20 protein-coding genes are annotated in these 25682 nt (G+C 36.8%); 10 read left to right on the forward strand and 10 right to left on the reverse strand.

The genetic code is table 11. The features are described from left to right. Window positions 1-196: 196 nt before the first annotated feature. From OLD84_RS06100 to OLD84_RS06130, 7 genes are all read right to left on the reverse strand, one after another. The gene (locus OLD84_RS06100; protein ID WP_209463636.1) at window positions 197-889 is read right to left on the reverse strand and encodes a hypothetical protein; all 693 of its coding nucleotides are present in this window, start codon (window positions 887-889) and stop codon (window positions 197-199) included. Beyond that, a complete protein-coding gene (locus OLD84_RS06105) occupies window positions 890-2662 on the reverse strand; it encodes a site-specific integrase (RefSeq protein WP_209463635.1) in 1773 nt (590 codons plus the stop codon). Next, window positions 2663-5179: a hypothetical protein gene (locus OLD84_RS06110; RefSeq protein ID WP_209463634.1), complete on the reverse strand. Its 2517-nt coding sequence runs from the start codon at window positions 5177-5179 to the stop codon at window positions 2663-2665. It abuts the gene before it with no gap. Beyond that, complete coding sequence (locus tag OLD84_RS06115) at window positions 5163-6488, reverse strand: site-specific integrase (RefSeq protein ID WP_209463633.1); 1326 nt, start codon at window positions 6486-6488, stop codon at window positions 5163-5165. The genes OLD84_RS06110 and OLD84_RS06115 overlap by 17 nt, the downstream gene beginning before the upstream one ends. 1046 nt (window positions 6489-7534) lie before the next feature. Further along, complete coding sequence (locus OLD84_RS06120; protein ID WP_209463632.1) at window positions 7535-7822, reverse strand: TIGR04104 family putative zinc finger protein; 288 nt, start codon at window positions 7820-7822, stop codon at window positions 7535-7537. Window positions 7823-7911: 89 nt separating this feature from the next. Continuing rightward, window positions 7912-8460 carry a hypothetical protein gene (locus OLD84_RS06125; RefSeq protein WP_209463631.1) on the reverse strand — a complete coding sequence of 183 codons (549 nt, stop codon included), beginning with the start codon at window positions 8458-8460 and terminating at the stop codon, window positions 7912-7914. A gap of 296 nt (window positions 8461-8756) precedes the next feature. Continuing rightward, entirely contained in the window at window positions 8757-8975 is a 219-nt protein-coding gene (locus OLD84_RS06130; RefSeq protein ID WP_209463630.1) for a DUF6366 family protein, read from the reverse strand. Window positions 8976-9599: 624 nt separating this feature from the next. On the opposite strand from OLD84_RS06130, the gene OLD84_RS06135 reads away from it, so the two are divergent. Next, the gene (locus OLD84_RS06135; RefSeq protein ID WP_209463629.1) at window positions 9600-9881 is read left to right on the forward strand and encodes a hypothetical protein; all 282 of its coding nucleotides are present in this window, start codon (window positions 9600-9602) and stop codon (window positions 9879-9881) included. Between the two features lie 282 nt (window positions 9882-10163). Here OLD84_RS06135 and OLD84_RS06140 read toward each other — a convergent pair whose 3' ends face one another. After that, complete coding sequence (locus OLD84_RS06140; RefSeq protein WP_209463628.1) at window positions 10164-10994, reverse strand: C40 family peptidase; 831 nt, start codon at window positions 10992-10994, stop codon at window positions 10164-10166. Between the two features lie 323 nt (window positions 10995-11317). Between OLD84_RS06140 and OLD84_RS06145 the strand changes: the two genes are divergently transcribed. Together OLD84_RS06145 and OLD84_RS06150 are read left to right on the forward strand one after the other, a co-directional pair. Further along, on the forward strand, window positions 11318-12007 hold the full coding sequence (locus tag OLD84_RS06145) for a hypothetical protein (protein ID WP_209463627.1): 690 nt from the start codon (window positions 11318-11320) through the stop codon (window positions 12005-12007). A 103-nt stretch (window positions 12008-12110) separates the two neighbouring features. Beyond that, on the forward strand, window positions 12111-12320 hold the full coding sequence (locus tag OLD84_RS06150; protein WP_209463626.1) for a hypothetical protein: 210 nt from the start codon (window positions 12111-12113) through the stop codon (window positions 12318-12320). A gap of 222 nt (window positions 12321-12542) precedes the next feature. Here OLD84_RS06150 and OLD84_RS06155 read toward each other — a convergent pair whose 3' ends face one another. Beyond that, entirely contained in the window at window positions 12543-17492 is a 4950-nt protein-coding gene (locus OLD84_RS06155) for a 5'-nucleotidase C-terminal domain-containing protein (RefSeq protein WP_209463625.1), read from the reverse strand. A gap of 72 nt (window positions 17493-17564) precedes the next feature. Then, window positions 17565-18179, reverse strand: coding sequence for a class D sortase (locus OLD84_RS06160; protein WP_209463624.1), 615 nt, complete (start codon window positions 18177-18179; stop codon window positions 17565-17567). Window positions 18180-18900: 721 nt separating this feature from the next. Here OLD84_RS06160 and OLD84_RS06165 point away from each other — a divergent pair. The 7 genes from OLD84_RS06165 (at window position 18901) to OLD84_RS06195 (ending at window position 25651) form a co-directional block, all read left to right on the forward strand. Continuing rightward, window positions 18901-19392, forward strand: coding sequence for a DUF2243 domain-containing protein (locus OLD84_RS06165; RefSeq protein ID WP_209463623.1), 492 nt, complete (start codon window positions 18901-18903; stop codon window positions 19390-19392). 1 nt (window position 19393) lies between these two features. Beyond that, window positions 19394-20185 carry a cytochrome c oxidase assembly protein gene (locus tag OLD84_RS06170; protein ID WP_209463622.1) on the forward strand — a complete coding sequence of 264 codons (792 nt, stop codon included), beginning with the start codon at window positions 19394-19396 and terminating at the stop codon, window positions 20183-20185. 121 nt (window positions 20186-20306) lie between these two features. Beyond that, on the forward strand, window positions 20307-20525 hold the full coding sequence (locus OLD84_RS06175) for a hypothetical protein (protein ID WP_209463621.1): 219 nt from the start codon (window positions 20307-20309) through the stop codon (window positions 20523-20525). Between the two features lie 252 nt (window positions 20526-20777). Further along, window positions 20778-21584 (forward strand): IS1096 element passenger TnpR family protein, encoded by an 807-nt coding sequence (locus OLD84_RS06180; protein ID WP_209463620.1) that lies wholly within the window; start codon window positions 20778-20780, stop codon window positions 21582-21584. Between the two features lie 355 nt (window positions 21585-21939). Then, the gene (locus tag OLD84_RS06185) at window positions 21940-23979 is read left to right on the forward strand and encodes a BglG family transcription antiterminator (protein ID WP_209463619.1); all 2040 of its coding nucleotides are present in this window, start codon (window positions 21940-21942) and stop codon (window positions 23977-23979) included. Then, window positions 23979-24260 (forward strand): PTS sugar transporter subunit IIB, encoded by a 282-nt coding sequence (locus tag OLD84_RS06190; RefSeq protein WP_209463618.1) that lies wholly within the window; start codon window positions 23979-23981, stop codon window positions 24258-24260. Before OLD84_RS06185 ends, OLD84_RS06190 begins: the two co-directional genes overlap by 1 nt. A 32-nt stretch (window positions 24261-24292) precedes the next feature. Then, the gene (locus OLD84_RS06195; protein WP_209463617.1) at window positions 24293-25651 is read left to right on the forward strand and encodes a PTS ascorbate transporter subunit IIC; all 1359 of its coding nucleotides are present in this window, start codon (window positions 24293-24295) and stop codon (window positions 25649-25651) included. Window positions 25652-25682 lie beyond the last annotated feature (31 nt).

Consider the following 25682-nt stretch of genomic DNA (forward strand, 5'->3'; position numbering starts at 1 on the left):
AAGGGTGCTTTAGTTTAAGGCGGACAGTGTTAATAAGTTGAAAAAACGCTCAGATTAAATTCTGAGCGTTTTTGCTTGTTATTTATACTACTATTTCGCTGCCATTAGATATGTTAATGGGTGTTTATTTAATCTGTTATTCACATTTTTCTCCCCCGTAACTGAACCCGTTATTCAAACAGATGTATTTTTTTAATCACAAATCCCACTCATCATCTTTCGAGATAGTGGGGAGGGGGACGATGTTTTCTTGGTTTGTTTTGTTGACTTTCTCTGGAAATAATTCTAGGAACTCAGTTGGATCATCGAATGCTTTTTCAAAGGCGTTTTCCACTCTTTTAGTCCGGGAAGTTCCTGTGTTTAATAAATTATCAAGTTTAAATCCAGATCCGCTGTATGAAAACAATTGATACAATAACGTTTGCAGTTTGTCACTTTTAGCTTTTTCTTTTGAAAGTGAATCATTGTTTTTTTGTTTTGCACTGGTTAAATTTACAATTTTAATATCTTTTTCTTGTATAACATCCAATAAAGCTCTAAGCTGCTTTTCCATTGGAACTAAATACTTAGATAACTCTTCTGGATTGTTTGCGTATTTATCAATTAAGTCCTGAACGTCGACAATATCAATGTTATCTAATTCACTTATTTGATAGCTTCTTTTTTTCACCGTGTTAAATTCATCAATTAATTGTCTTCCACGACGGTAACTTCGTTTCCAATAATCGTGACTTAATTTGTAAGGGAATAAACCATTTTTATATTCTTCCAAGGCGTAGTGGTACATATCAATAGGTTTCACCAGAGAATTTGGACTTTTATTTTTTTGATATTCTACGATTAACTTTTTAACAACGGAGTCATCATAATCGGATTTGGGTCTGGCCATTTATTTATCCCACCTTATTGAGTTATAAATCTGGTTTAGTCTTGCTACATCGTTTATTTCTTTTTCAATTCTATTAGAAGTCGTTTTAATTTCTCTTTTGGTATTAGGTTCAATGTTAATTTCTGATGTAACATCAGAGTGTTTATTCAATTGAATGAGGAAATTTACACTTTTCTGTAGCGATCTACTGGATTCTTCTAACTCCTCTTTTATCAAAGCTTCGTTTTCTTCCAACTCGATCATATCAATTTTCCAAAAAGGGCAATGGTAGCACCCGCTAAATTTTGGCTCAAAACCGTTAGGACAAGATACTTCGGGATCTGTGCAATAGCCCAATTTTAGTTTGTTTTCCGAATTGCAATCACCAGTAGCCCAAGTGTCCAAATACAATTCGTTTAGTTGTTCGGTTCCGCCTAAATCATTGGTTTCACCATACATCGATGTTAAAAAAAAATTATCAGCTAAACGCTTCACTTCAGAATCAACCCAAAATTGTACGTGATTGTAATAAGTGTATTGAGAGTATAATGATGTGTGTCCAGACAAGCGAGCAATTTCTATTCGATCATAACCTTGCAGCATCATAGATATAATTGAAATGTGCCTCGTATCATTCAAGCGTAATATTCTGTATATGTCATAATTATCTTCTTTACTTGGTACCTCTGCATTAAAGTTGATAATTAAATTATATTTTTTAAAAAGAACATCTTTATAAAATTTTTCAAGCAAGCTTTTTAATGCACTAGAATTTGTTTTCATCTTATCTATTTTTAAATAGTAGCCTCTGAAATTAACCTTTTTTAAAGACTTATAAGAAATAAGTGTCTTTGTATCACCTGATGACTCAGTTATTTGGATATAATGCTTTATATATTCAAATATTTCCTCCGAAACACTGATTTCATCTATAATTTGGATGTTATTAATGTTTTTTTGTTTCAATCTAGGGATGCTTAGATAATACTTGCCATCTCTTTTATCAATGCAATCGCGCTTTATATTAGTGAATTCAGAAGGCCTCATAGGAATAATGCTTGTTATTTTCCACCATAAAAAAACCGGATAATATAAAATTAATTCGTTCTCTTTATTGGAGTCATTCTTTGCTTCATTATACCATTCATCCAAATAATAAGAGAAGGTGTAAACGTCTTTAGAAGAAGGTATCTTTCTGACGTTTTTATTTTTTTCAGGCTGCTTAATACTTTGTACAGAAGAATAATATTTTTCAATTTCTGAAATAGGATAAAAGTGGTAGAAATTCTCTAATGATATTAAAAAATTTGATAAGGTAAATTCAGATATTGCTTGAATGTCTCCATTTACTTTTATCGTTCTGTCATCCATATTATTAACGAATTCTTCAAGTAAATTAGGTGAAAATCCTTTCGTAGATATAATTATTTGTTTCAGTTTGCTTAAAAAGGCATCTGCTGTTCTAGGAGATTGTTCAACAAAAATATCGCAACACCAACATTTTATAACATCTACTATTGAATCAGATATATGTCTATTGTTAAATTGAAAAAACGATTCAATATCATCGAATTTTAAATTAATGTTACTTTGTTGTAAGTTATAAAAAAATGACCAATCATCATTTTCATATTTTATGCTTTTTGCGGCATACCTGTAATCATAATTACCATTATTCATATCCTCTAATATATTTTTAGCTTGCTCTACGGAGTTTTTTACATCGAATATGTCATTTGGCAAAACTTCTAATTCTTCTACATCCATTTCATCGATATCAAGGTTTATATTCAATTATTTTTCTCCTAACTTTATTGTTTTATAAGATTCAACCAATTTTTTAGGTGGTAATTGTTCTTGCATTTTTTTAATACGTTCTCTTCCACCAGGTAAGAAATCATAAATAATATCTTTTCCGAACTTTTCTTTCGCGTATTTAATCGTATCAGAAATCACATATAATTGATTTGCTTGTCTTTTCTTTTCGCCAGAGCTCATTTCATCAAAAGAAATGATGTTTTCAATCTGTGATACATATTTATCTAATAATTCAGCTAATGCATATACATTTGGAATGCTAAAAGGGCAATCGCTACAATTTAAAGTAGGATTAACACATTCTCGCTTAATACATTGATAATTCTTTTCTTTCGAAGGCAATTGATTTGTTAACATATCATAGTAATCTCTTTGCAATTCTTCATTGTCTTTAGAAAGCATCCAATTCGCTACATCTTTTTTTTCCTTAGATATTCTATTCACAAAACCAGCAGTTGCTTCTAATTTATAAACATCGCCAAAATTTTGTTTTAGGTCTAATATTTTATTTGTTTCTTCTTCTTTATCGGCAGAAGAGGAGAATATAACATCACTGAATATTTTATATACATAACCAAATTGATCCCTTGAAAATAATTGTTCTGTTAACTCATCTATTTGTTTTCTACTCAACTTAATATAAATGTTAGTTGTACTTTCATTAAAGTGACTCCTGGATTGTTTCGCAGCGGACAGCCCATCCTTAAATTCATTATTTGAGTTACTATTGATCACGGACCAAATAAGGGTAGTCAAGGTACGGTTCATTTTTCTATTTTTGAATTTCAATTTATTGTTAGGAAAATGACTAAAAAATGCACCTTTGGAAACACTGTTAACTGTTTTGTCACTAGAAAGATATATTAAATTTCCATCGTCAGAATTGATGTTCTCCAGCCTTAATTCACAAATGGCCATTGCAGTAGCAAAAGGGATTTCCAACTGCTTGGAAATGTTAAACACACCCTCAGCACCGGTTTTATTGATGTTAATAATATGTCTTCCCACTTGATAAATAATATCTTTCGCTTCACTTTCAGATAAGTTATTGTCGTAAAACCATTCCAAACCGGTGATACTAGTTCTAGATAAATTGATCCTGGGAAGTTCCTCAATAACTGTTTCGTGCCTCCAATTGTTATTCAAAAGCGTTAAAATATAAAGCCATACACTAGCGTAATGATAAGAATTTTTACCTTTTAGAAAGTTTATTGTATCCTTGGATGCTGCTCTCTTGTGAGTTTCAACATCTTTGGCGAAGTTATAAAACTCTTTATATTCATCTAATGAATAACGATCTTTATCCAATTCTCGCTTTGGTTCATACGTATGATACGGATTGTTCAATCTACTAAAAATAAATTTTGTGTGTTTATCATTTTCTTGAAAAGATTCGTGTATCGATTTCAAAAATTGATACATATGAAATCGATGAGATACATTTAATTGGTGATTCAACAAATTTAAATTAATTTCATTTGTTGTCATAGCGTATATCTCTTTATCAATATTATCAAAGATGGATTTTGTTATTTCACTGAAATTGCTAACCCGATCAGCTATCGTTTTTTTACTTCCTTCACTTTGAATAAGATAATTTCTTACATAGCTAAACCAAAGTTCTTTTGTGTTTTGTGCATAAAGGTAATCATTTTTGTAGTTGATGTCTAAACGATAAATGAACGTTTCGAAAGGTGTATCTAACTCAACTTTGTTCATCTCTCTTATTTCTCGTTGTTTTAAATAATAATGGACATCTTCTTTATTCCACAAAAAGGCGTTTTTATCAGCTGGTATAGACGCTTTTAAAATAGGAGGGAATGGGATTCTTTTAATTCCCACCTCATCCTTTTTAAAACTCCTTTTGAGTAATTCTTTTGCTTCGCTTGCTAAATAATAATAGTTAAATAGATTTTCCATTTCCGATTGTTTTTTTGATAGGAATTCCATATCTTTTATGAGGACAAAACGGCTTCTACCACCCTCGGTTACATTAACATCAAAGTCATCAAGTGCTTTATTTAAACTTGTTAAATTAAGCCCTAATTGTTTTTGAACAAAAGACTTGGTCACATAATCAGAGTTATTTTTTAATTCTACTTCAGTCATCAACTTCTTAAAGGCTTCATTTTTAAAGATAACTTCTTTTTCAATGAAAAAACCGTCTGCTGTTGTTTCTTTTAGTTTGATGACTTCTATATTATTTCTTTCTATAATCCTATTTAAAGCTGTTTTAGAAGCTTTATTTCGAAGTGTGGACAAAGATATATATTTTTGCTTAAAAGGCTCTATACACCGCTTATTTATTCCTATTTTGGTCTTTAATCCGTCTTGTAACAGTTTTTTATTCTTAAAATAAATAGGCTGAATATTTAATTCAGGGTAACTGGATTCTAATTTTTCGGCTACAAACAAAGGAGTGGTGCTTGTATATTTCATCCCTATTTCTTTCAAGAAAGTTTCAATGGAAACTAAACTATCTAATTTTCCCAAAGTTAACCACTTCTTTCCACGTTTTACTGAATTCAGGCAAATTTATATTATTCATTGAATCATTGTCCAATGTGAGAGTTTCTATTGCTTTATTTATATTATCTAAAGCAGTCATTGAGTCTGTATAATCTAAAGCAGAATTAATGTTCGAATCTCCTCTCGTGATTGCTGTTTGTTCGGCTGTGAAGTTTGCTGCTACTAACATATTGGTGAAGGTACCTCTTCCTATATGCGTACTCCATTTTGTTTCTTTTAAGTCTAAATAATCTTGTAATCTACCTGATGTCCTGCTTAGGTTTTCCAAATACCTTCCTTTCACTTTGTTGAATTTTTTAGAGAATGTAGCGCCTGAGAGTGCAAGCCCGTTGTTTTCATTAATAAACAAGGCTTTTGGGTTTGATAATTTATTTTGTTTTTCTAACTTATCAAGGTAATCAAGATGTTTTTTGTAAAGCCAGGTAATGACTGGATCCAATAAAACAACTTGATCACGAGGCTTTTTCACATCGATATTTGCAGATTTTGTTAAATGAGAGAACAATTCATCTTGATTATCTCGAATTTCTAAAACAATCCCTTCTTCTCCATATAAACTATTACCTTGCGGTTTCACTGAAGATCTTTTTAAATTCACACATTCGCCAAGACGTAGGCCGCCATAAAACAAAAACCCAATACCTAATGCAATAGATGGTTCATTCAAATAAGCAGTCATAATGAATTCACGAGTTAACTGAACCCTATTTTTATTTGAACTAGTAATGATGTCTTTTTTCTTTTTCAGCTTTTTAGTTGACCCATCACCTGGTAAAACAACGTCTTTAAATTTCGAGATTAAAACCGGCTTGTTGTTAACATCTTTGTGTTTAAATTTTATTTTGGTGTTCAAAATTTCATTTTCGTTTAAAAAATGAAACAATCTCGTCAAATACATCATTTTAGATTCTATGGTTTTCTTTGAAATATCTTTTTCTTCAGTTAGAGAACTTAAAAATGAACTTCCGTGTTTTAGTTCTAGTCCAGGAATACCTTCTTTTTCTAATTGTGCAAAATCACCATCTCCATCTGCTACTCTGTCTAAAACGAAGTTCAAGAACTGGGTGACAGCAATTGCTGGATGTTTCTGATGGCTTAATGATTTTCCTGTATTAAAATACTCCTTATTAATGAAATCTGTGATAGGGTGTGGGTAAACTATGTCTACGCTTTCTTTGTAATATCCAATCAGTATTTTTCGCGTATTCTCAAGTTTTTCTCCTCTTCGCAATTCAATATTCGTTTCTCTCACAACAAAACGATCTTTTCTCAACAATTATCACCCGCAATTCAAAAGTTGTATATGTAAATCATAAACGTTCTAACTCATTACTTATTACTATTTTGTTAACAACTAGAGAGGGTGACCACCCTAATAATAAATCCACCTAGAATAGAAACTAATGTAGCTATTGAAGTAATAATGGCTAATGTTTGTGTAAATTGAAACAAGTTGTTATTCTTAAATTAAGAAACAGGTATATATCTTTGTTAAGAGATGTATAATAAAATGATGGTTCTTGTCTTTATGGTCAGGCACTATATTTGAAAAAAGTCCTCTCGGTTTGGTCTCCGAGGGGATTTTTATTTTTAAATACTTCATTCTAAAAAACTATCCTATCCTGTAACCATACTAAATTGCCATTGATACCAATTGCACAATTGTAGCAAAAGAACAAATCCTTATTCCAGATAAGAGCTGATTGTTTAAGAATATATGAGTCGACCCGTTTTTAACCTTTTTCCGCTAGAGACCGCTTTATATCAAAAATTCCTATCGTTCCATTGATCAAAACACCTAATCCTAAAATGCCTGTAAGAATCCAATTATTTTCCCAACTTATGATTAAACTGCATAAACAAGTTAACGAAATTATTAATGCTCCATACTTCGCCCGCCATTTTTTTGATTTTGGGGAACTCCCATTACTCAAAATAACTCACCTCCAAACTCTACAGAGAAGCGAATGACCTATTCCGCAATCGTCCTGATTCTACATCAATTTAGATGCTATAATTAACAAAGTATCCCACAAACATAAATATAAAAAAGCTGAAAAACATAATCGTATTGGCAATTATTAACCAATGTTTTTTTATCAATGCAGCGAACACTATCCCGATTGGGGCAATAACAAAAGTTATCATCCATAATGGACTTGAAATCTGAAAAGCTATATTGGGAATCCAAACAAGAACACAAATAATTAAACAAATTATAGATAACACTTTAAACCTCTTGTTTTTGACCAACTTACCTCCCCCCCTTTTATGAAATACCTGTTCAGCAATCGCGCCCGTTTGTTTAAGTATAATTCATCACAATACCTCTTTATATTTAACAACATATGGTGTGAGCAAAAAACCAATAATTCCTATAAGAAATCCTATACCAACCATTACAAAGGTGTTACCTAAAGGATAAAGAACATAACCAAATATAAATATTGGCAAAAGACTCATAGCTCCAACTGTACTTTTACCCAAATTGGTTATCTTATGTTTCGTACCACAGTTGTCACATTCAATTGGTTCATATGCCGGCCAAAACGATTTAAAGATTTTACTCCAACTAAATTGTGAATTACAGTTTTTACATTTTTGCAAATTACTCCTCCTTAATACGTAAAACTTTCGCCGTGGCCCTATTGCGGCACATTTTATTCGATTATCGCGCCCTTTTGTGGAAGAGATCATTAATCTTTCCGCTGCTTTTTATTTAATCCTTTTCTATTCAGAAATTGATCGACATCTTCAGCTTTTTCTCCAGCTTTTATATGATAAGTAAGATCGCTTTTATTAATATAGATTAAAAAATGATCTTCATCCCTATTGTAGAAATCAAATTCATCCCATTTATTAGTCATATTTCGTTGTCTTCTTGGATCATTAGGAAGATATGTTATATGGACTTCATCATCAGTTAATAGAGCTTTATATTCTCCTAAAACACCTAAATCTCTTGAAGTATGTCTTTTATTAATGCTTTTTATAGTATCTTTTTTATGTTCTCTAAGAGCAGGAATTGGGCAAGCAATTAACAGAATAAGAACCAAGATCAGATAAGAGAGTATTCCTTCTTCAAATATTTTATTGAGAAGGTAAGCAACAATTAATGATACTATTAAAACCGAAAGAAGGGTCCATCTTCGGCTCTTTTTGATATTTTGGCTGAAATAATAATAATTCCCTGCGAACTTTTGTATATCTCCTTCGTTCTTTACATAATCCAATTCAATTTCCATATATAATCCTCCATTAGAACAAATACATCATTCCACAAAATGGCCATACAATGGCAAATTTAGCGGTACCTTTTATTCCAGAAATACGCCCGATTGCTTAATCCTCGAATAAACATATTACACTAACCCTTATGATCATTTTTTGTCCTTTTGAGAGATCGTACAACCAACCAGGTGACGAAACCAACCAAGGAGACAAAAATGATCAGCGAAACATTGGCAGTACCTATGATTTCCACTCTATCCCTCCTGTTATTGCTGTCCTACGATATATGATTATTCCAGATTAGCGCCCGTTAGCGAAAGAAAACAGCATATATTATAAAACCTACAATGAGTACAAGGATTAGTATTCCAGTTCCTTTCCAACCAAGTCCTCCAACTAAATCAACAAGACTTCCATTACTTGTTCTATTTGTCGCATCATTAAAAACACCGCCTGGGTTATTGTTTTTCCATTCTTCTTGCCTTAGTCTTTCTCTTCTTTCTTCAGGAGTTTCGTTATCACTGCTCATTTTATACCCCCCTAAAATAATTTATGTCTTATTCCGCAATATGGCCCGTTTGTTGCATAAAGCTTGAAACCCAGAATGTTTAATTCAATACCACCATTATTACAATCTTTAGATTTATTTTAACATAAATATTTAGAATACCTGGTTAAAATTATTAAAATACGTCTCACTTTTTGCTTTTGCGCAATGATGATAAATTAGCTTTGATATTAGATGGGTGAAAATTTTTATTGTCACCTGTTATTGATCGTGCTAATAAGAATATAAAATATTAACCTTTTCATTCAAACGTTGTTATTCCAGAAAAAAATAACGTACCAAATCACATTACATTTAGTAAGCTATTTATTATGTGATTTTATATTTTCTTCACCGTAAGTGAACTACTTAATTTTTATAGATTTCCTCTTTTTTTGTTTTTACCCCAAATTATATATCAGGGTATAACCTATGACCTTTGCTACACAAGGTAAGGAAGTATATTTCACCATTATTTTTCTAGTTTCACCCTGAAGTGAGAGGTTAAGGGCGGAAGGGTTAGAATATTCCGTTATCTTATGAGAATTATGTATCTAAAGAAGATGGATATATTTTCTTAGGCACATTAAAGGAGGTACTGAAGTAATGTCAAGATATATGAAGGAAATTCAAATCTATGAAGAAGATATTTTTGATTTTGAAGTCAGTCCTTTTGAAATGCACCACGGTCTATTCCTTAGAAGTGAATTAGAAAAACACTGGGAGAAAATGGACAGCAACGAGCAATTGCAATTATTATCAGCAGATCTTAAAGTTATTAAAAATGCTGATAAGATTGTTAATCATCTAAGAGAAATATACGACTTTTCCTCGTCTAATAAACCAGAATCAGAGTGGTGGTGGCATTTAGATAAGGTTTCGAATTGAAAATTAAAAGTAAAAAGCCATCCACTTTATACCAAGAGGGATGTCGATTTATAATTTAAAAACTGTAAGAGATCTACTTTTGTGGATTTCCTCTTTTTTATTTCACCCTGAAGTGAGGGGGCAAGGACGAAAGTAAGTGAAAGTCATTTACACAGGATAGTCTGGTGTCTATATTGGATGCCATTCTGCCTACAGAAGTCGCCGAAATTTGAAAGCCTGTTAAATAGGGGCAACATAAAAATGGAAGGAATAGCTCCATAGCTATTCCTTCCATACGTCTGTTTAGTCAAAAGATTTTGCGCCAATATAGCTGTCTTGCCAATAATCATAACTCATGGTTGTTACTTCTACACCAGTCTCTGCAGTACCGGCGTGGATCATTTCGTTGTTACCAATATAGATCCCGCTATGAGAGACGCCATCTTGATACGTATTTTCAAAAAATACAACATCGCCAACGCTTGGATCGTCAACATGTGTGCCATTATTAGCCCACATATCCGCATGCGTTCTATCTAAATCTATGCCCGCTTCTGCGAACACATAATTGATAAATCCACTGCTGTCAAAGCCTGTTTCAGGGTCTGTTCCGCCCCATGTGTAGGGAGTACCTACTAAGCTTTCTGCAATAGATACAATTTCAGATTGGGAAGATGTTGTTGTTGTATCTACTTCTTGGTCAGGTGCTTCTTCGATTGTTAAATCACCATCGTTAGAAGCAGTGTTTAATGATAGAGCGTTCGTCGTTTCTGGTCCCACTATCCCATCAACTAAAAGGTCTCTATCTGTCTGGAAATCTCTAACTGCTCCGTCTGTGTTCGGACCAAAAATCCCATCCTCATTTAGATCATATCCTTGGTCATTTAACGCTGTTTGTACATCTCTAACAGCTTCCCCACGATCTTCTATGGATACTAAATCAATAGTAACGTTGCTCGTTTCCTTTTTATCAACTTGTTCATTTACTGGTGTATTATTCTGGTCTGCTTCTGCATCTGCATCTGGCCCTCCATAAGCAAAGACACTTCCTGACAAAATCGGTGTAAAAACGAGTGAAGTAACAATAGCGGTCGAAACTATATACTTTCGTACTGAGTGATTACTTTTTAACATTATGTAGCCTCCTAGTTGAATTTCTATCACGTCTTCTATTCTAGCAAATAAAATAGGTTTATAGATTATGGGGAGGCTACATATAAATAACAAATAGTTACAAAATATGACGATATGTAATGTTGTGATTTGAAACTACTTATATTATGGAGCTATTATCAAAACTAAAGTTCTATCATCTTAAGAGCGACAAGACCCAATGAGTAAGAGGGATGAATCCGGGATTGAAAAAGGTACATATAAATTCAAAAATACAAGTTTCCTTCCATTGTTAAAAAATGATAACCTATATAATAATAGATACCTAAAAAGAGGGCTGTTTAATGAAAAACATTGATGCTATTTTAGAAGCGTTTTTAGAAGAACAGAGTAACCGGCTGAAGCAAAAAACATACCGAGATTATGATGATGTGATACATTTTTTTCAGGTTTATCTAAACAGTTATGCCGCTAATTATTTAGATGAAGATGAATGGAAGAAATGGGAGGCAAAATTTGATGAGGATGAGGATGCTTTTACCAAGATGTTTGGAGTTGAAAAGCTGTCGTCTACCAAGTTTAGCGAATTTCTGGATTACTTTATCATTCGTAAAGTGATGAGTGGCGAATCATTTATGGAAATTGCTGTACGTGTAATGAAGAAATTGAATAAGTGGCTGTATGATAACAATTATACTGATCTAGCTACTTATAACGATTTAAGAGAATATTTTGGTGAGGCAAAAGACCTTCCTAAAGTTGAAAAAATGGCTGATTTGATATTTCAACAAGCGAGGAAAACTCAGGAAAAACAATTTGATGAGATAGAGGAAGGTTATTTTTCTGTAAAGGCTATTGAGCAGGGGGAAATTTGGTTGGATGAAACGTTTGGAGATAAAACGAATATAGGACCAGTTAATGTTTCAAAACAAATTTCAGATTTATACCAGAAAGGGTGGCAGATAAACTTAGTCATCGGTAAAGATCAGGGGAAATGGCATATTTTAGAGAGCGAAAATGTCTACCCTTATTAAGGTGGTTGTGCAATCAGTGAATTTTTTTACAAAGTAAATATATTTTCATGAAAAAGCTTCTTTTGCGCAAAATAATAAGAGAAAACGAAATGGAGGTTTTTTCATGAAGGAAAATAAGCAAACCAATGATAAATACACGGTTGCAGGAACGGATATTGAGGCAATTACAGAACAAAGTCGGCGTTCTGGGCTGTCTTATAATGAAGCAAAGGAATTCATTGCTAAATCATCAGGAGGTCATGGCACGAATATCTATAGCGATACCGATGTAGAAGCGGTTAAGAGGAAAAATCAGCAATCCGGGGATAGGTAAAGTGCTATCTATTGTGACTAGATTACGTATACAAAAGTTTTGGGCACTTGGGCACACTGTCATTTGAATTGTTAATTTCATGATGAAGTGATTCTTTCATGGAAGCAATGATTGAAAAATGTGCTGGAGAAACATCAAAAAAACAGCCCCCACGTGAAAAGGGGGCTGCATATATCTATTTGTGTTTATAACCTTTCTCCATTTTGGATACTAATAAAGGGCTTATTGTGAATATCTCATTCTGTAAAGAAGAATTCCACCGCCTGTTGCAAGTAACACACTGCCGATAAGCAACAACATATACATGTTTGTTGCTGTATCAGGCAAGGTTGCGCCATGTCCACCAGGTGCGGTTCCACTACCACCTGAACCGTGCCCATGTCCACCAGGTAATGTGCCATCCCAATCTGAACCGATCCCGTCACCACCAGGTAATGTGCCATCACCATTTAAATCATCTTTTCTCGGTGGCGTTTGATTCTGATCTGAACCGGAATCACCGTCATCTCCATTACCGCCGTTTTCGTTATTCGGATCTTCAGGGAGTCCTATGAATTCCTCACCCATCAAATCGACAATCCGGTCTTCTCGTTCAGGATCGACAATGCCACCCAGATAGTCGTCTTCAACCATGTAATCTCTTAATTGCTCCCAGTCAATTTCTCCGATATCCCTTACACGGCCATCATTGTGAGCCTCTTCAAACGTTTCAAATCCGTCACCGCCCTGGCCGGTAAATCCGTTCGTCGTAACTTGATACTCCCCATCAAGCCGAATTTCTTCCAGTTCACCATCATTCTCAACATACATTTGAACGACGCGGTTACCTGGTTCTTCATCACTGTCATAGTAGAATTGCATACCGGACACGTGCAGGAATCCGCCATTTTCAGCTGGTGCCTGACGAACACTGTACTCCAGAATGTCTTTGATCTCTTGACCTGTCAGTGTTACGATAACCGGATCATTACTGAACGGCAGAACGTTGATGACTTCGCCGGTCGTAATCGCTCCTTCATCAATCGGTGCACGGATACCACCACCATTTTGAAAGGAAATGACCGTATCAGGGAATTTTTCCTGTGCCTTGGCGAGCATAGCGTCTGTCACCAAATTGCCAAGTTCTGTTTCGTTAGCTCGGACGCTGTCATCACCAGGCTCATCCTGACGCGGGTTTGTCAGATCTTTCATGGCCTTTGCGCCAATTTCCTCATTCATTACCTTATCCACTTGTTCCTTATACGGGGCAAGTGCTTCCGTGGCTTCTGGATCTTCAGCAAAACCATCCACTTCAAGCAATTCACCTTCGTACGCGGTTATTACACCGTTCGCATTAAATGTCACATCCAGTGTACCGAGATACTCCGCGTATTCTCCAGCCTGGACAATAATTGTCGGATCTGTGGCTTCCCCGTTAGCATCTTCTGTTACAACTTCAGGTATATGCACAGGCTCCTCCAATACAGAATGGGAGTGCCCGCCTACAATTACATCAATGCCATCAACCGCTTCAGCAAGGCGCAAATCATTGCCTACTTCCGGTGCACTGTCGAAACCAATGTGAGTCAGTGCGATAATTTTATCAATTCCCTCGTCTTCAAAATCCTGCACTGCCTGTTCGGCCGTTTCAATGAAATCATCAAACGTAACTTCCGCCGGGCTGGCAATATTCGCTGTATCCTCCGTATCCAAACCGAAAATTCCGACCTGTTCACCATCAATTTCCTTAATAATACTATCGTAAATTTCCCCGTTTTCCGGATCGTCAACCAAGGATTGATTCGTTTCAAGCCCGCTCATAAAAGGATCCTGTGAAAAGTCGATGTTCGTACCCAAGAACGGGAAGTTAGCATTTTTAACGAACTCCGACAGTGATTCATGACCACCTTCTTCATCACCTAGATCAAATTCGTGGTTCCCGAAAACCATGGCATCCAGATCCATCAAGTTCAGCAATTCCAAATCAGCTTGCCCCTTGAATTCATTGAAATACAAGGTACCGGAAAAAACATCACCTGCATGTAAAAGCAAGGAGTCGGGCTTGTCCTCTCTGAATTCTTTGATTGCTGTCACCATTTTCGGCAGTGGTTCGACACGTGCATGGGTATCATTCATATGCATAATCGACAGTTCAAAATTATCTTCAACTTCTTCAGCTGCCTCTAGATCAATCTGCGTTAAAATCGGATCATGATCACTCGCACGTCCATGCATATCCGTGAAATCAGCATTGACATGCAGCACGTCAATCTCCGTCACATCAGCCAAGTGATCAGACACAAGAACATGGTCAAGCACCTGTGAATTGCCCTGATAAAGATAGGTGTACCGCTCTTCCTCAGGCACAGACATCATGGCATTGGTCAGTTCATCACCTTTTAGAATATCCAGTGTCTCTGTAAATTCAAAGTCATTCATATCCCCTAAAACAACAACATTTTCATTCGGATTGTCTGCTTTGATATCCGAGACAAATTCGTTAACGATACTTGCCATTTCATGACGCTGGGATTCACTTCCCTTTACCGGCGGCTGATTCTGCCCAAATTCACCATCATCACCGCTTTTGGAGTTAAAATGATTGTTTATGACAACAACACTTTCCCCATTAAAATCAAATTGGGCTGCAAGTGGCTTTCGTGTATTCTCAAACGAAGCTTCATTTGGCGCTATACGCCCTGGATTCAGCATCAATTGACCTTCACCATAACCCGTTGGATCCGTGGCTGTTCCATGTTCACCGTCCGTCAGTGACACACGTTCCGGATTGTAAAGGAAACCAACGCGAATATTGCCATGCGGTGCTCCGCCATCCTGGTTGTATTCGGGATCAATATTTGCATAGTCGTAATCAACTCCGCCTTGATTCTGAATTTCATCAATCAGTCGTTCGTAACTTTCAGAGGCATCCGCATCATCAGGGCCCTGATCTTGTCCATTATTGTCCATCACTTCCACAATGCCCACAATATCCGGATTTTCCATATCACTTACAAATGCACGAGCAATATCTTCCGCTTTTTGTTGTGAAGTCTCACTTTCATTTGCAGAAAAGTTTTCCACGTTATAGGTTGCAACCGTCAGTTGGTCTTCATCTTTCGTGATCGTTGTTTGCTCCGGCTGTGTATCTCCTTCTTCAAAAGCAGACTCCACGTCTTCCAAATCAGCGTAGACTTTGTAGTTCCCGAAACCGTAATTCACTACGCCCTCAATCGGTTCTGTGAATTGATCCCCTGTTTTGACCGCAAAATCCCTCGCGTTATCGTTAGGATGAAGTTTATACTGAATGGTTTGCGCATTCGGTCCTGCTTCCGTTAAACGGACACCGCCATTGGCTGTTGTAGCTTGTGGTGTAAATTCTTCTGTTGCCACAACCAGGTCACCATGTTCCTGTGGTGCCACTGCCCGTGATGGTGCTACTTCCACACGCATTCCTTCCAGACTTTCCCAATAATCAATCGCGTAATTATCTGGTTCAAAATTGTCAAACCCATCGGCACCAATAATGCTTTCAGGAATATCGCTTGATGTTAGCGCAATCGGTGACGGTAGCTCAACATCGCCTTCGATCACTTCAACTTCTCCACCCCAGTCGTCACGCGCAGCAATCTGTGTAACCGATAAATCCGTTTCCGTTCGATCATCATACCCATCAATATGATATTCATCGACTTCCCCGGTTACATGGACGAGATTACCGACATCGACAGTATCTACATTGCCTGTGTAGACAACGATGCCTTCAGATGTTTTTTTATTCCCATCATAATCCGCTTCAGGCGTTTGCATATGAAAATAATGTGAACCTCTGATATCATATTTATACGTGACAATCCCTTCAACATCCTGTACCGTGTTGCCATTCATCGGTGATTCGTGTCCTTCTCCCTGAATATCGTGAATCATAACACCCTCTTGCGCGTCATAGACCGAATAGCTAAACTCAGCTATGTTGCTTGATGTTATTCCATCTTTTTCAGCTATCGCTTTGATTATTACGTCCTCATCAACTGTTATCGGATCACTGTATAGTTCCCCATTTTCTGATGGGTCACTGCCGTCTGTCGTGTAGAAAATGTCTGCATCCTCTGTGGCAGTTTCCAGTGTAATATCCGATCCAGCCGGAATAGTTCCTGGATCAGGGCTGGCTGCAATAGACTGGACAGTAGATGCGTCACCGACAATATCCGCCTGGCTGCGCGGGATGATCTGTTGATCCGCATCAAACTGTATCACCATCCCAGTAATAGAATCATATGTGATACCAGTTTCCAAGCTTAGTTCACCTGTTTCATCACGCACCACAAACGTATTCCCGGCTTCATCCTCAGCTGTATAATTTGCCCAATCACCGCCATCCTCGACATCGGTAAGTGTTACATTATCGATGACAGCTAGTTTCGATTGATGGCTTTCCAGCTCATTGCCATTAAGACTCAAAGGATCTGGAATGCCTGCATCAGTTGTTTTTTCCTCAACAGTCGCATTATCCAGCTGCAATAATCCCCGGTAGTCATTCAAACTGCCGGTCACGGTGATTTCATCGCCCGATTGCACATCAAGGCTTGTTGGGCGCACAGCAATCGCCGCCGTATCATCCTGAATTTGAATGGTATTGTTTAACTTAGCTGTGACAACACCTTTCGTTTTTACTTCACCGGTGGCTTGCTCTCTTACATCCGCAATGGACTGCAATTCTAACGGTTCATCCGGATCTTCGGAATTATCAGAAGCAAATCTCATGTCGTTCGGTTCCTTCAGGCCATTATGCGTATGATATTCCTCCATAATACCGGTGACTACAATTTCTTCCCCCAGATTATCAGGATTAGAATTCAATCCGAACGCTGCCCGGTAATCGCTAGAAACCTGAACAAACAGCATATTATCGATATCCGTTTCACCGGCTTCGTCTGCCAGTGCAACATTATGATCCTCTCTGAAATCATGATCTGATACATTTTCGGGACTAATGATATACCCGACAATATATCCCGCAACTGTCTGCTCACTACCATCATTATCCTTGTCAATAGCCTCCCCGACAGTGATTTCATCGTCCGATTCATCAGCGTATACGCTCACGGGCCCCGCTGCAGGCGTTAGTATACCTATCATCAATACTAAAATCATCATCATACTAAAATATTTTCTTCTGATGCGTGCTTGCATATTCTTCTCCTCCTCTGGATTTTTACTGATTCATTCGAAAAAAGCTACATTTGTCTCCACACGTAAGCCTATTTACTGACGGGCATATTGGCCTTGATCATCATCACTATCTACCGGATAGGCATATGTCACAAAACGCTCGGGTGCATTCCCGACATACTCAAATGGATAGCACGTTGTAACAACAAGAACTTCCTCCCCGGTTTCCCCGATAACGGACGTATCATCAGCTGAAACAATTTCAGTCTCTTTAATTTCATATGTATAAGTTCCATAAGGTGTCGTAATTTGATAGTGATCACCGATCTCTATTTTATCGAATTGACGAAAAACAGTATCACGATGCCCCGATAAAACGATTTGATCATTTTGACCGGGATAGACTGAATTTGTTAAATGACCAACGCCCTTTGCCAGAGCATCCGGATCAGCACCTTCGACGACAGGCAACACCTTGTCCAGTTTAGGTATCTCTAGCGTAGCGAAAGCATCACCATCTGGTGCCTCGAAATCAGCAGAAGATTCGGGGTTCGCACCTCCACTGTTACCTACCGACTGCTTTGCAATTGCTTTTTCCGCCTGTTCCAATGAATCTTTTTGAGCTTGCTCATGAGAAACGTATTGATAACCAAATACCATAATACAAACACCCCCAACTAAAAGGAGCATGTAACTTAACCATTTCATAGGACAAAACCTCCAATTGATTCGGACTTCCACAGGATGTGGTGACTTCTGTGTTGGCTATTGACGTGTACGGTTTTAGCAGAAGTTCCCCTTGCAAATACTAAGTTACGTTTCACCTCCTATACCTACCATAACGAACGAATGTTAATGTAGTATAAATAGAATGTAAAAATAATATAAAGTTGGCAGGATTGAATCGTTCCTTCTTCTACAAATGACATTCCTACTTATACTGTTTTAGCGATATCGTACAAATACTGTTATGGAAGATGTTTAACCAAATTCGTTAGAAAAATGCATCTATTCTAACATAAGTAATTTTACATAAATTTACCAGATGTAAAAAGTACTAAATTTTTATCAAGTTAAACGATAACTGGACTAAAAGTTTCATAAGTTAAGGCTTATAGCAGGTAAAAACTTATCGACCAAACGAAGAAGTGCAAGCATTCATTTAAGATAGTATGGAGCAAGTAGCTTTATAGTAAAGATAGGATTACAAAATTAATTGAGGGGAGGTAGAAAATGAAATGGAAATGGTCAATTAATACAAAGCTGCTGTAATTCAGGCTGGCTCGGAAATGTTTGCTATCTTTCAATTGAATATCGATGAAACAAAACAGACATAAAAGGTGTAACGATCGTAAACCTAGTTAGTTTATTCCATGCAACAAAAGGATATAATAAAGGAAAAAAGACTGGAAATGAGGTATTCGGTTGCATGGATGTGAGTGAAGACAATTATACCGATTCACTGCAAGTTAAGTATTCAAGCCGCAATTTATGGTCTGGCATCCTTTTTGGGATAGGGCTTGCTGCATTTTTGGATGAAGTGATTTTTCATCAGCTGCTAAATTGGCATTATTTTTATGATGGATCAACGACCCAAATTGGTCTTCTGTCTGACGGATTTTTCCACGCGTTTAGCTGGTTTGCTACTGTTGGATCGTTATTTATAGTCGCCGATCTACGGAGTAGAGCCGGATGGTGGGCAAAAAGGTGGATCGGCGGTGCTCTGATTGGCTTGGGTGGATTTAATCTCTATGACGGGATCGTCCAGCATAAAATTATGCGGATACATCAAGTGCGAAATGATACCGGTAACCTGCTAATGTATGACATTGGCTGGAATATGGTTGCCGCTATCATTTTGATCGCTGGGATTATAGTGGTAGTTCAAACAGGAAAAAAGATGAAAGGAAATAGAAGCTGATATGCAAAACCATCACCTGCCCGTGATTGCAGAATGGGCGCTTGCCTTTCCTTTTCTGGTAGCTTTGATTGTTTACACCGGAGCTTTGTTAATTTCGGCAAAAAAAGGAAGGAAGTGGCCGGAGTTTCGCACACTCCTTTGGTTTACCGGTATATTTCTCTGCTTGATTTCTGTTGCTGGTCCGATGGCACAACTGGCTCATACTGACTTCCGAATACATATGATAGGGCACCTATTTCTGGGGATGCTTGGGCCGCTACTGTTGGCGCTCGGTGCTCCAGTGAAGCTACTACTCCGTTCTCTTCCTGTTCAACAAGCGAAAAATCTTACACGGTTTCTTCGTAGTCGGGTAATCGGATTATTGAGTAATCCTGCTGTGACAGCGACCTTGAATATAGGTGGGCTCTGGATTCTCTATACAACTGATTTATTCCGGATGATGCATGAGAGCACACTTCTTCATGTTATGATTCACGTCCACATATTTCTTGCGGGTTATCTTTTTACGATATCACTGATTTATGTAGAACCGATTCCGCATCGTACCAGTTATCTATACCGTAGTTTCATATTGGTGCTGGCACTCGCCGCCCACGGCATTCTATCGAAACGTATATATGCCAAGCCGCCAGAGGGTGTTCCCGCGAATGAAGCAGAAGCGGGTGGAATGCTAATGTATTATGGTGGAGACGCAGTAGACCTGATGATTATCATTATTCTGTGTTACCACTGGTACCGATCCACAAGCCCTAAGAAAATGGTGAAGAGAAGAGATCTCCCGAGTCCGGGATAACACCTAGCAGGCTGAGTGGAATATTTTTCCTTCCCTTCACCACAAACTGAAACGAATACGCTGACCTTATCTATATCATTGACCTCCTTTGGTTATATTACCATTAGGAGGAGGTGATAAAGTGGATAAGAAAAAAGAGCTAAATAAGGAAAATATTAAGACAAAGCTAGGCGGTATGGGTCTATATGGAACAACCTCTAATACAGAAATAGCAGGTTACAAGGCCTCCGGAGATATTGAAAATGCTGGGAGATTAGATAAAGGCTTCCAAAAACCGGAAGATGCTGATGATGTTACTCCAACCGCCTCTATCAAAGAAGGGGACCAAGAGGATTATTAACGGAATGCTTTTTATTCGTATATGCTGAATTTTAAAGGGGCTTTGCCATTAATTGGTTAAGGCCCTTTCTGTTTTTGGGTGGGTTATTGATATTTCCTTTCGCATCCGTTGATGGTTTAAAAGGCTACCGTTCACTTATTGGGAAGGTGAGGTTCTTCATTTTGGACAAAAACAGATTGGGAGGAAATACAAAAGGGACGGGTCGGTAAAGTACCCAGTAATATTGACTTTTTACTGGAAAATTTGGAAGAGATGCCGTTTGCAAAAAATATACAAGTAGATGAAGAGGACAGGTTGGATCATCAATTGGACGGTTACGAAAACTTTCTCTATTATTTTGGTTACTTTGGACTTTGGGAATTCGAACCGAAGCCTATAAATTCCGTAAACGTGGATTATGTCAGGGGGACGGAACCAAAATCGATCAAGCTTATGCCACGGTTTAAGAAATTAATACCAGCTCTGGTGGAAGCATGGAATCCACCACAAGATCCTATAACCGATTCAATAATGGGTATGATGAGTATGTTTGGTGATATTCTTGACGGAGAAGAGGAAGCAGTGGAAGAGGCGGAAGAAGAATTAGAATCCCTATTTACTCTGCTGCAGCCTTTATTTGCGAAAGGCGAACTTAAGAACATCCTTCTTGTACCAGGGGAAGGCGAGTCGATAAACGGGAATTTTACATTAACCGCGTCACTCCATTCATCTTGTTGGCGTAGGTTGCGGTTGCCGGGTTCTGCTACATTGCTGGACTTGCATGAGGTGATCCAAGAGGCCTTCGGATTTGATGATGATCATCTTTACAGCTTTTTTATGGACGGGAAGCGGTTCAGTAAATACTTTTATAATTCACCAATGGATGTACAAGGTCCATATGTGCATGAAAAGCAGATTGGTCGCTTGAATTTGTATGAAGGAAAGCGTTTTGTATATTTGTTTGATTTTGGTGATGAATGGTTGATTGATATAAAGGTAGAGAAAATAGAAGAGGAAGAGGAAAAGCCCGCTGATATTGTTGAGAAAAAAGGGGAGGATCCCGATCAGTATGAGTGGTAGGAGAGCCTTATTTGGAAAACGGTATAGAATAGAAGGGGGCCTGAATTGTTTAGGTCTCTTTTTTTGGCGTCTATATGAAGGTTCAGATATACATAAAGTGTACGATAAAGAATATATAAAATCGTGCAGACCTTATACCGCTCAGTATTAGACTAAAATCAATAATTTAGCTTATCTATGCACCTATCGGTATTAAAATAACTACCTTTATGGAACACGGGGAGAACGTATAAAATGTATGAAATGAAGAACCCAATCAATACTGGAATCGTTTACATTAATTGGGGTCAAATAGTGTTGAATAAGTACTGTCACCGTTTTACAATTAAGTTAAGAAAGAAATGGAGGGATCCATTTGTTTGATCAAAGATCTTATAAACTCTTTGAAGAGATACTCAAGCATGATCATATGACAAAGACGGAAGTTATTAGAACATTAGATCTATCAGAAAGACAGTTCAATTATGATTTTGAAAAAATTAATGAAGCACTGCTTAGTATTGATATACCACAAATTGAGATGTCAAATCAATTCTTTATAATTGATCCCGAAGTAATAGAATTGATGCACTCTGAGCTTCCTTTAGATATAAATGCCAACCAGATTGTTATATCTGAAGAGGATAGAGTTTTTTTAATCTATTTGTATACTTTCATACGAAAGGAATCAATTTCCAACTATCATTATCAGCTAATGCTTGGGGTAAGTAAAAATACCGCCTTAACAGATGTGAAAAAAACTAAACAACTGTGTGCTGCGTGGGGTATTGAATTAGTGTACACGCGTATGGATGGTTATCATTTGGAAGGGAGTGAATTAGACAAGCGGCGATTGTCATCTTATTGTATTGACTATTTATTAACCCAGCCACTTGGCAAAGAAATAATTATGTTGTCATTGAAATCATGGGGTCAAGACGAGTGTTTTATTAGGATACAAGAGTTAATTGATGCGTTTTTAAAAGCAGAAGAAATAAAACTTGTGAAAAGCAGAAAAGCGGAAATGATTCTTCACCTAACTTTTATCAGCGTACGTAATAAGGGAAAAGAGTTATTTTTCACAGAATATGAAAAGCAATTAATACGTCGTCAAAGCTTATTTGAAAAAGGCACAGTGCTAGCGCAAAAGCTATTTGAACGAGAGGGGATTGAATCCTTTTACGTGACTATCGAATTACTTATCGCACAGGAAGAAGTGAAGCGTAATGATAATCCAGCATTAGAAGAATTAGCCGAGCAAATCATCAAGGAATTTGAAATGAATACACTGCTACCCATTAAAAATAAAAAAGCATTAAAGCAAAGCTTATATAATCACCTAGTACCTGCTTTTTTCAGAATTTCTTTTGAAAGCCCATTGGTTAATACATTGACAACAAGAATTAAAAATGAGTATACCGAATTATTCCAGTTTGTAAAAAAGTCACTAGCTCCATTATCTATGTGGACTGGAAAGAACATAAGTGAATCCGAAATTGGCTTTTTTACGCTTCATTTCGGAGGATATCTCGAAATGGATAAAAGTTCCAATGCGGAGAAGTTAAATGCATTAATTGTTTGTTCAAATGGTGTCAGTTCATCGATAATGCTCAGATCGCAATTAAGTGAAATGTTTCCGGATATTCAATTTTCCAGGGTCCACACTGCGGAACAGATACATGATATTCCGACAATTAGTTATGATCTATTATTTTCGACACTAGAAATTGAATCAGTTAAACCCGTATATATTGTCAAGCCCCTATTATCTCATGTCGAAAAAAACTATTTGATTCAAGCGGTGTCTTCAAAATTTCCCAGATTAAATTATAGAAACTTTTCTGTGGATCAGCTAATGGAAGTTATAAATAAACACACGGTAATAAAAGATGAGCAAAAACTTTTTTCTGAACTCGTCAATTTATTTTACTTACCAAAAACAGAAAAAGGGAGTTATAAACCAATGCTTTCAGAACTATTAACAAAAGATATGATACAATTCACGGATCAAAAATTAGAATGGAGGGAGGCTATTTCAGGTGCAGCGCAACCTTTATTGGATGCGAATAAAATCCAGCAGGAATACACTGATGAAATGATCAAAAATGTAGAAGAAATAGGGACATACATTCACATTGGTAAAGGAATAGCTATTCCCCATGCCAGACCGGAATCCGGTGTAAAGCAATTAGGGATGTCATTTTTAAGAACGAAGTCACCGGTTTTACTATTAGATAAGAAAGAACATGAAATTGATGTTTTTATTTGTCTGGCAGCAATTGATAATGAAGCCCATCTAAAAGCATTAGCACAGTTAACCAAGCTTTTAGGTGATGATATAATGCTTCAATCTATAAAAGAAGCGGAAACAGCAGAAGAGATTATTAAAATTATTGAAAAGGGAGAGGGAAAATAATGAAATTTTTAGCTGTATGTGGATCAGGATTAGGAACAAGTTTTATGGTGGAAATGAATATTAATCAGGTGTTAGAGGAATTGGGAGTTTCGGGAATAGAAGTATCCCACTCAGATTTAAGCTCCGCTACACCAGGGGATGCAGATGTTTTCTTCTTAGCTAAAGATATTGCCGAAGGGGGAGAACATTTAGGGGAAATTGTTGTTTTGGATAATATTATTGATATGGATGAATTACGAGAAAAAGTAAAAAAGGTGGCTGAGGAAAAAAATCTAATTTAAGAGATGATTGTTAAACGAGGGAGGGAATTTTCATGAATGGCTTATTAAGTACGCTGGTAGATATCTTAAGTGAACCTGCAATATTAGTTGCATTAATAGCGTTGATAGGCTTAATTGCACAAAGAAAAAATTTATCTGACACGATGAAAGGAACTACAAAAACTTTTGTAGGGTTTCTGGTAATCGCAGCTGGTGCAGGGATATTGGAAACAGCATTGGCTCCATTTGGTGAAATGTTTCAGGAGGCATTTAATGTAGCGGGTGTTGTTCCCAATAATGAAGCAATTGTTGCTTTAGCTCTAAATGAATACGGAACAAATACTGCTTTGATTATGTTCTTTGGAATGATTGTCAACGTATTAATTGCAAGATTTACTAGATATAAGTATATCTTTTTAACAGGGCACCATACCATGTACCTAGCCTGTATGTTTGCTGTCATTATGGCAGTTGCAGGATTTAATACAGTTCCGTTAATTGCGGCTGGTTCTGTAGCACTTGGTATCGTTATGACTTTATCACCAGCAATTCTACAACCTTTTATGAGGGAGCTTACAGGAAATGATAATGTTGCCTTGGGTCACTTCAGTGCGGTTGGGTACGCAATTAGTGGTTTAATAGGAAAGTTATTCAAAGGCAGCAAAAAGAATTCTACTGAAAACATCAATTTTCCACAAGGTCTTGGTTTTCTACGGGACAGCACGGTAAGTATTGCCTTAACCATGATTGTCATGTATTTTATTGTTGCTATAGTTTCTGGTCCGGCATTTATTGAGAGTGAATTAAGTGGTGGTACAAACTATCTCGTGTTTTCCCTCATACAGGGTGGTAGTTTTGCAGCTGGCGTATTTATCATATTATCAGGCGTTCGATTAGTGTTATCTGAAATTGTGCCGGCATTTAAAGGTATTTCCACTAAATTAGTACCTAATGCTAAACCGGCGCTTGACGTACCCATCATTTATACGTATGCACCAAACGCCGTTTTAATGGGCTTTTTCTCCAGCTTTATTGGTGGAATCGTTAGTATGATTATTATGTTTATATCAGGAGGTACGATTATACTCCCAGGTGTTGTGCCACATTTCTTTACAGGTGCAGCAGCAGGGGTACTAGGAAATGCAACTGGAGGATTTAAAGGAGCTATTGCTGGTTCTTTTGTAAACGGTATAATTGTCTCCTTCTTACCAGTATTCTTGTTACCGGTATTAGGAGATTTAGGATTTGCTAACACGACCTTCTCCGATGCAGACTTTGCGGTTTCAGGTATATTCTTTGGCTCTTTAGCAAATTATGCAGGTCCTATTGCAATCGTTATTAGTTTGATTGTTATCTTGGTATTAATGGCTATACCTTTTGGTAAGAAAAAAGTGAACACGGAAGAAAAATAATTCAAAAGTTCTTTTATTCAAATCAAAAAAT

Origin of the sequence: Virgibacillus natechei (assembly GCF_026013645.1) — a bacterium.
Lineage (GTDB): Bacteria > Bacillota > Bacilli > Bacillales > Amphibacillaceae > Virgibacillus_L > Virgibacillus_L natechei.